This is a genomic window from Pseudomonas sp. BIGb0558 (assembly GCF_024807515.1).
Classification (GTDB): Bacteria; Pseudomonadota; Gammaproteobacteria; order Pseudomonadales; family Pseudomonadaceae; genus Aquipseudomonas; species Aquipseudomonas yamanorum_A.
This window is the reverse complement of the sequence record NZ_JANUEW010000077.1, coordinates 1-9,086: the sequence shown is the minus strand read 5'-3', so window position 1 is coordinate 9,086 and position 9,086 is coordinate 1. Positions and strand designations below refer to the sequence as shown.

Sequence of the window (9,086 nt, the reverse complement as noted above, 5' to 3'; positions counted from 1 at the left end):
ACGCCGAGCCACAGCGAGGCGCCGACAGGCGGGGCAGAGCGTTTTGGTTACTTTTGCGCTTTTCAAAAGTGACCCGCTGTAAGAGCGGAACCATAGGCCGCCGTTACCTAAATAACGGATATGTACACCGATCAACCCTTGGAAGCCTCACTGATAATCTGCCGAATCGCCCCGACAAACGCCTCAGCCGGCTGCCCGCCACTCACCGCATATTGATCATTAAACACAATGGTCGGCACAGAACTCACCCCACGCGACACCCACAACTGCTCCTGCTCACGAACCTCAGCCGCATATTCATCCGAAGCCAGAATCGCCTCAGCCCGCTGACGATCCAGCCCAACCCCTTCGGCAATCGTCGCTAAAGTCGCGTGATCAGACGGATTCTGCTGGTCAGTAAAGTACGCCTTGAACAGCGCCTCCTTGAGGTTGTACTGCAACCCCTCAAGCCCGGCCCAATGCAACAGGCGATGCGCATCAAACGTGTTGTAGATCCGGCTCTGCCCATCGGTACGAAACGCAAACCCCAACTCCGCCCCCATGTCACGAATCCGCGCCCGGTTAGCCTGGGATTGCTCCGCAGTGGAGCCGTATTTCTCAGTGATGTGCTCAGTAATGTTCTGACCTTCAGGCCCCATATTCGGGTTCAACTCAAAAGGCTGGAAATGAATCTCGGCCTGCACCTCCGGCCCCAACTGGTCCAGAGCCTCGGTCAAGCCGCGCAGGCCGATGATGCACCAGGGGCAGGACACGTCGCTGACGAAATCGATTTTCAGGGGAGTACTCATGACTAGGCCACCTCGCTGGCTTTAAACGCCGGAAAGGCACCACGATACACCCCGCCAAGCCCTTACAAAACCTTGGAAGGCGCCACTGGGTCGATCTGCGCCCAATGCGCCGCATCCTCGCGATGGGCTTGCAGGTACGGCAACACCGCCGCCAGCAACGGCGCCTTGAACGCCTCCTGGAAACGATGGGCCAGGCCCGGAATCAGCCGCAACTGGCTGCCCTGGATATGCGCCGCCAGGTGCACGCCGTGCATCACCGGCAACAGCGGGTCGGCAGTTCCATGCACCACCAGCGTTGGCACACGCAGTTGATTGAGCAACGGCACCCGGCTCGGCTCGGCAAGGATCGCCATGATCTGGCGCTTCACACCGTCGGGGTTGAACGCCCGGTCGTAGGACTGCGCCGCCTGTTGCAGCAGCACCTTGCGATCATCCTTCACGTAGGGGCTGCCCAGCGCCGCCAGCAGGTCGGCCTGTTGCTCCAGGGCCACTTCACGATTGGGCGCGCTGCGCCGTGACAACAGTTGCACCAGCGCTGCACTCGGTGCCGGCAGGCCTTCGGCGCCGGAGCTGGTCATGATCAGGGTCAGGCTTTCCACCCGTTGCGGCGCCATGGCCGCCAGGTGCTGGGCGATCATCCCGCCCATGCTCGCGCCCAGCACGTGGAATTGCTGGATGTGCAAACCATCCATCAGCCCCAATGCGTCGTCGGCCATATCCGTCAGGGTGTAGGGCGCCGCCACCGGCAGGCCGAGTTTGTAGCGCAGCACCTCGAAGGTCAGGTTGGCGCTGGCAGGCGCCTGGCGCCAGGTCGACAGGCCGACATCGCGGTTGTCATAACGAATCACCCGAAAGCCTTGCTGGCACAGGGCGACGACCACTTCGTCGGGCCAGTGAATCAACTGCCCGCCCAGGCCCATCACCAGCAGCAAGGCCGGGTCGGACTCACGGCCGATACTCTGGTAGGCGATGCTCACCTGGGCCAGGTCGACCGTTTGAGTCGGGACATTGACATCACATCGAGAAGCCGCAAAAGACGGCAGGCCGAATAATAAAGCGGCCATTAAAAACAAAACGCGCATGAAAAACACCGAAACGCAGAACCCCAGTAGAGCGCGAGTCTGATGAAGTTTGTTCAAGCGCGCTGCCACAGTTCAGTGACAGTTTGATGAATGTCGCCAGGCGGTCGCGGTATCCATCTAGCCCACGCCGCTCTGCCGTATCTCATTCAATAGCCCGATTCCCGAGCCGTATCGGGGCCTTGAGAGAGACAGACATGAGCGATACCCCCGACAACCTGCCGGATGTGAAGATCACCCCGTTTGATATCACGGCGCGAACGCTGGCCCGCCCGGTGGACGAAACCCTGCTGTGGGACGCCACTCGCCGGGGCCAGCAAAGCCAGCAGTTACTGCACACCCTCATCGCCCTGGCGCCTCGTGCGGCCACCGCCATCCGCGAGCTGTTGCGGCACGCCTGGAATCTGGACGGTGATCAGGTCGGCGTCATTTTCCCCCCCACCCAACAGCGCAGCACTCGCCAGTGCAGCCTGAGCCAGGCCTGCGGGTTTGTCCTGCAAAACCCGCAACTGTCCCCGGCGCAATTTCCAGCCTGCCGGATCAGCCGAATGCCTGCGCAACACCCGTTCGCATCGCTGTCGGCCATCGAGCTGTTTGAACGCTGCAAGGCGCTGGCACTCAAGCCCTTTATGCAACAACGCTGGGATGCCTATTGGCAGGCTCGCGCGCCCGGCAGCGGGGTCTCGCGCCATGAGCGCGCGGCCCAGTTGTATGGCCAGCACCTAGAAGCGGCGACCCATCACATCGAGGCCGTCGACGGCCTGACGCCGCCGCTGCTCAACGCTGTGCAAACCCTCATGGACCCTACAGCCCCCGTCGGCACGTTGATCGACGGGCGCCGGATCCACACCGAACAGGTGGCCCTCAAACACCCCGGCCAGGTGCCGATAGCATTACCGGGCGCCTGGATCATTACCCTCGACGGCGAGGACCCGGTTCCCCAGTTACTCTACCTGCCGGCCTGGCAGCCAGCGGTCCAACTGTTCCATCGACGCACTCACCTGGAGCGTTGGCTGATCGATAACCAGCAAGCCGTGTTCCAGGTCGACAGGGCCTTGCCACGCGCGATGATCGACTACATCGCCACCCGCCAACCATTGCAAACGGGCATCGCCCAACGCCTGTCCGACCTCGCCAACCACCAGTTCTTAAGCGTGCTGAGCCACCTCTCCCACCACCACGACATCAGCGAACACGCGATCCACACCCTGGACAATGCACTCGCGTTCGATGAGCAGCTCAGCCGCGTCCCATTGTTGGCCGCGCCTCCCGAGGTGAGCGAACAACCGCCTGATATGGACGCCCTCAAGACCACCGCGCAATTTGGCTGGCTGTACGCCGACATTCCTCCCGCCACGCGCCAGGCCATGATCGACCACCAGCACCAAGCCATCGAAACGCTGCTGGGTGAGGATTACCAGGGTGACCACCGCCACCCACCGCTGGTGCAATTGACGCAGCACCTGGAACAGCTCCACAACGCCCAATCGGCGGCCAGCGATGCTGCCGTGGCGCTGCTTGCGCGCCGGGTCTACGACACCGCCAGCCTGGACACCCACTACACGGCACTCTACCGCGCACGAAACGCCGGGCTGCGGGCCGAAGCCTTGCTCCAGCGCAGCCTTGGGCAACTCGGCGACGACGAACTGAACGGCCTCCTGGCCCTGCTGGAGGACCCGGAACTGGAGGACCGCACGGCAGATGTGGGCGCAGCCCGGCTGACGCTGGCGGTCAGGCGACACAATGGCAGCAGCACCCTGATTACCGAAAAGGTCCTCAAGGGCCCCGTGATGATCGCCCGCCGCGCAGCCCTGCGGGGGGCGGGCACCGATGCCGACAGCCTGTTGCTCTACTGGCCCGGACGGGGCGGTGCCCTGCAGCGTTTCGACTCGCGCCGGGCCCTGGAGCAGTACCTGTTCGGCATCCAGGCTGGCGACCCTCACCTGGCGCTGCGCCTGGACGAGGTGACCTCGGACCCGTTCGAGTACAGCCTGCAAAGCCAACAGACCGACTTCGAAGAACAGGCCGCGCGAATCCGCGCCGAACAGGCCGATGCACAATCACGGGACAGCGCGTTGCAAAGGCTGCGCCTGGAGGTCGCCGGCCAATTGTGCGTGCCCGAGCATCAAGCCCGCGATGCAGCGTTCGAGCAGATCATCGAGCAAAACAACAGCAGCCATCTGGCCGAGCATTTACCCCAGTGGCTACAGACCCTGAACGACCCACAGCGCACACTGTTCAAATACTTGGTGCAGGCCTACCTGCCCGCGGCGCAGCGCGCCCAGGCACTGCTCGAGCGCTCGCTGCCCCAGCGCGAGGCCTTCGCCCGGCAGCAAATAGAAGCCCGCCTGCGCCGGGATTTCTCACTCAAAAAGAACTTCACGGTCGTGCTCGACCTGCCTGACTCAGTCAGGGCCATTCGCGACATCATTCCCGGGGCCGCACCGGGAACGCCCGTCAGGATGCTCAACGTCCCCAGCGCGATACGCAGCAAGCTCTCCCTTGAAACCCTCGCACTGTCGAACATCGGCGATTCCATGGGCGCACGCCTGAGCTTTATGCGCCTGGAGGTCACGGCCGACGATCAGCGCGAGTACGACGCACTGAAAAACGGAATCACCGGCGCCTATCTGGCCCGAGTGGTTTCCGAGCTGGACCTGGCGCAACAGTATGAGATCCAGATTCTCCGGGCGTTCAACGGTAGCCCCGAGCAGTCCCGGTTCGATCGCGAATATCAGCGTGAATGCCTGATCGAACCACTGCGCCTCACCCTGCAACTGCACGCCACCCGCGCCCATCTGCAAGGCCATATCAATGACAACGAACTGCACACCCTGAAGGTGGCCATTGACGCCGATACCCCACAGGCCTGGGAGGTCGATCGCAAACAGATCGTCCTGCTCCCCGCCGGGCTCGCGGTGGGCGGCGCCGACACCAATCAACGCCCGACGGCCTTGGTCGGCGTCACCTTTATCCAGGAGAAAAACAGCGGTGTGACCCTGGTGTATCTGCCGGATGCCCCCGACCATCGCAACCTGCTCCGGGCCGACAGCCTCGACCAGGCACGTGCCCTGCTGTTTGCGCTGTGTGCCCAGGACAGCGGCGTGGACTACCTGGCAGGCCGTACCTTGAAAGGCGATGTGATTGCCCATGCCGCACGCATCCGGAAGGCCTATCAAAGCCGGTACGACGGGCTGATCGGCGTGGGCTCGCCCTGGCCGTCCACGACCTCACTGGCGGCGCACGAGCTTGACTCCCGGATGGCTCGGCTGATCGAGGCCCATCGCAACACCTCCCGCTCCAACTTCGACCTGGCCGTAGAGCGCTACGCCCTGCAAAACCGCATGCTGTTCCATTGGATCAAAGTCGCCCTCAATTGCCTGCCGTTCGTGGGCACGGCCATTTCCCTGTATGACGCACGCGCCAACCTGCACGCTGCCGTGAAAGCCTTCCTGCGGGGGGACATCGGGCAGGGTATCGATGACCTGGCCTCAGCGTTTGAGGCACTGTTATTCGCCACCATGGATGCTGCGCAGATAGCCGGCGCTTCGACACAGGTGGGCAAAGCCGCGCGTGGGTTGATGCGCCGGCACCAGCTGTCGAGGAGGCTGGACAAGGGCGCGTTCTGGCGCTCTGGCGGGCCCGCAAAAAAACCATCCCGGCGTTCGGACTTCGAGGGCTATGCCTATGACCAACCGCTGTCCCTCGAAGGCCTGCACGCACCGACGTCCGGAAAGTATCGCCAGGTCTATCGGCATGCACGTGGTGAGTTCATTGTCCGCCAGGGGCAGATCCTTGAGGTCACCTTTGACAGCACTTACGACACCTGGCGCCTGAAGGGCAACCGCAACCGCCTTTACAGACAACCGATCGCCCTGGATGAAGCCAGTGAGTGGCAATCCCACGGCATTCTTTATGGGCGCCTCGTCGCCGGCGGTTTGCCCGGTGGCAGCCGCCGCATCCCCCGACGCCGGGCCGGCGCACCGCCCGCCGCGGTGGAAGCACAACTGCCCCAGGAGATGACACGTACCCTGTCACGGCGTCAGATCCAGCTCAACGAAATCGCCGTCGCCCTGGACGACCTGCTCCGCCAGAGCAAAGCCAGCAATACCGAACTCAGCCGTTACACCGACGCCTGGTCAAGCCACACACCGGCAGAGCGCTTCCCCCTCAGTCAAGATATCGACGTACAGTTATTCGCCGATATCGAGCTGGCCAAGCAGACTTATCAACTGGCAGACAACGCGACCCAACTTCCGGGCGGCGGCCTGTTGGCCACCCTCAACCGTGACAAAAATACCGCGGCCCTGGTGATCACCGAACGAGCGTTGCAGCGCGCCCAGTTGGCCGGCCATCGATTGAGCCACCTCACCCGGCACCTCGACGACCTGAACAGGCAGATCAATCGCGACCACCCCGGCACCGAACATTCGAGGCTGGCCCGTGAGATCACCGAAAGCCGGGGCAAGATTCTTGCCGAGTACACCATCATCGAAGCCAGCATCAATGACATACGCCTCTGGCGCCCGCGTGTCGCGCCCACCCCCCTGCCCGCCGGTTCGGTGGAGGCGGCGAACGTCATCATGGAAAACTTCTCCGAACTGCGCTTGCTGATCACCCGCACCAGCCTGCATCTGCAAAGCGCCAGGTACCTGGATGTGCCCCATACCCTCAGTTGGTTTTACCTGTACGAACAGGTAGGCGAGCTGCATGTAAAACTCAACAATACCTTGGTCACCCATATGGAACTGCCTCGACGCGGTATCAGTCGCGTCGAGCGTAACCGCGTCCTGAATTATTGCAGCGCGACTTACGAGGAAGCCCGTCAAAGCTTCAACAGCTGGAGCATCAATTACCCCGAGCTTTTTGATCCACACCAGGTGCAACCGCTGCGGGACAATCTCGAAACCCTCAGTGCCCGGGCACTCAAGGCCCGGCGCAAGACCAGCACGGAACAGGCCGCCGACCGGCCCCACAAGACGTTCAACAGCGAAGGCGACGAACTGTTGGTGGGCACTGAAGAGGTACGCCCAGACGTGTCGCAACGGCGCTACATTCGCCTCGTCGGTGAGGGGCGCAGGGAAACCTGGGATCAGGTCGGGCAAAGCCAGAAATACCGCCGGGTCGATGCCCCCGGCCCGTCCAGGCCGGCGCCCCCCGCTGCGCCCGCCAATGTGGCCGTGGTCCTGGAGGAAGCCCGGGGCCGGCTCGGCGACCTGCCGGCGTATGAAGCCAAGGTCCATAGCTACAGGAACATGGAACCGGTCAACCTGGAACACATGATGGCCAGCGAAGCGGACGGCCTGGTACAGCGTGCCAGGCATCTGGAAAACCTGGGTTCCCGGGACCCGCTCATCGCGAAACTGCGCGAGCAAGCCATGGGATTGCAAACCCGTGGCCGGGACCTGCGCACCGAACGGTCCCTCACCAGCCAGCAACCCACCGAAGGCTATCTGGACGACCTCAAGACCGTAGGCAAAATAGACATCCAGAAGCTGGGAAGCCGTGAGTCCCGGCCCAACCGCCTGGACGGTGGCGCAGATTTCCTGCAGGAATATGTGATCAACGACCTGACAAAAAATCCTCCCGTCCCTTTGTGGTACGCACACTTTCACTATGATGCCCGGGCATCGGCCTTTGACAGTTTTATCAAGGCGCACCTGAAGCTCGGCCGCCAGCGCAAGAAGGGCCTGCAATGGCAGTTGTCACAGCAGGAACAGGGAGCGCTGTGGAGCAACCTCAGGATCTGGCGCGGCGATATCGGCAAAGCCTTTGCGGTGAAGCATTTCGAAGCGCTCTAAACGACACAGGAATACCACTTAACGCGCTGCGTACTCGGGTGTACTGGCCGCCAAAGAGGAGCACCCCGCTCCTCTTTGGCGAGGAACACTCACCATGACCGATGGACACCAGACACCCCGGGCCTGGTCACGCGCCTGCTCAGGGAGCAATTGGACCTGGAATGGCAAAAACAACAGGCCACCCATACACCGATCTGGCGCGGCGATATCAGCCGGTCGCTGTTCCTCAAACACTTCTCCCAGCTCTGAACCAACGGACATCACGCCACCGATCCTGGCGGCGTGATCGCCTCAGCACGGTCGACAGCCAGGGCAACATGAGACAAACTCACCCGATCCGAATTTGTCACAAGTTATGCTCATGGAGACCCCGTGCTCGAAATCCGTCATCTCAAGACCCTGCACGCCCTGCGCGAAGCCGACAGCCTGGTGGAAGCCGCCGAGCGCCTGCACCTGACCCAATCCGCGCTCTCGCACCAGTTCAAGGAGCTTGAGGAAAGGCTCGGCATGCAGCTGTTCGTACGCAAGACCAAGCCGCTGCGCTTCACCAGCGCCGGCCTGCGCCTGCTGCAACTGGCGGACGCCACCCTGCCGCTGCTGCGCGGCGCCGAACGTGACATCGCACGCCTGGCGGGCGGCACCGCCGGGCGCTTGCACATGGCTATCGAGTGCCACAGTTGCTTCCAGTGGCTGATGCCCACCATCGACCAGTTCCGCGATGCGTGGCCGGAAGTCGAGCTGGACCTGGCCTCCGGTTTCGCCTTCGCGCCCTTGCCGGCCCTGGCCCGGGGCGACCTGGACCTGGTGGTGACCTCCGACCCGCTGGAGCTGCCGGGCATCACCTATGTGCCGCTGTTCACCTACGAGGCCATGCTGGCCGTAGCCAACCAGCACCCGCTGGCGAACAAGCCGTACATCGTGCCCGAAGACCTGATCAGCGAAACCCTGATCACCTACCCGGTGGAGCGGGATCGCCTGGACATCTTCACCCGCTTCCTGGAACCCGCCGACGTTGAGCCGGCCCAGGTGCGCACCTCGGAACTGACGGTGATGATGATGCAGTTGGTGGCCAGCGGTCGCGGCGTGTGCGGCATGCCTCATTGGGCGCTGCATGAATACAGCTCACGGGGTTACGTGAAGGCCAAGCGGCTGGGGGAGAAAGGCCTGTTTGCCACGCTGTACGCCGGCATCCGCGCCGACATGCTGGACGCGCCGTACATGCGCGACTTTTTGCTGACGGCCAAGGACACCTCGTTTTCGACCCTGGATGGGGTCAGCGCCGTACGCTGATGAACAGCGGGTACCTGTGGCGAGGGAGCTTGCTGTGGCGAGGGAGCTTGCTCCCGCTGGGGCGCGAAGCGGCCCCGAGATTTTTGGGTCTGCTGCGCAGCCCAGCGGGAGCAAGCTCCCTCGCCACA

Annotated in this window: 4 protein-coding genes; 2 read left to right on the top strand and 2 right to left on the bottom strand. The window is 62.9% G+C overall.

The genetic code is table 11. From position 1 onward, the window contains the following. Nucleotides 1–131 precede the first annotated feature (131 nt). Nucleotides 132–788, bottom strand: coding sequence for a DsbA family oxidoreductase (locus M2400_RS33100; protein WP_259201389.1), 657 nt, complete (start codon nt 786–788; stop codon nt 132–134). 62 nt (nt 789–850) lie between these two features. Beyond that, complete coding sequence (locus tag M2400_RS33095) at nt 851–1,870, bottom strand: alpha/beta fold hydrolase (RefSeq protein ID WP_177040651.1); 1,020 nt, start codon at nt 1,868–1,870, stop codon at nt 851–853. A 194-nt stretch (nt 1,871–2,064) separates the two neighbouring features. Here M2400_RS33095 and M2400_RS33090 point away from each other — a divergent pair, with 194 nt between their 5' ends. Then, nucleotides 2,065–7,668 (top strand): dermonecrotic toxin domain-containing protein, encoded by a 5,604-nt coding sequence (locus M2400_RS33090; RefSeq protein WP_259201388.1) that lies wholly within the window; start codon nt 2,065–2,067, stop codon nt 7,666–7,668. Nucleotides 7,669–8,040: 372 nt separating this feature from the next. Next, complete coding sequence (gene metR, locus M2400_RS33085; RefSeq protein ID WP_017480097.1) at nt 8,041–8,958, top strand: transcriptional regulator MetR; 918 nt, start codon at nt 8,041–8,043, stop codon at nt 8,956–8,958. Nucleotides 8,959–9,086 lie beyond the last annotated feature (128 nt).

Coding starts and splice junctions, on each gene's coding strand:
- M2400_RS33100 (WP_259201389.1), bottom strand. CDS start 788: ATGAGTACTCCCCTGAAAATCGATTTCGTCAGCGACGTGTCCTGCCCC.
- M2400_RS33095 (WP_177040651.1), bottom strand. CDS start 1,870: ATGCGCGTTTTGTTTTTAATGGCCGCTTTATTATTCGGCCTGCCGTCT.
- M2400_RS33090 (WP_259201388.1), top strand. CDS start 2,065: ATGAGCGATACCCCCGACAACCTGCCGGATGTGAAGATCACCCCGTTT.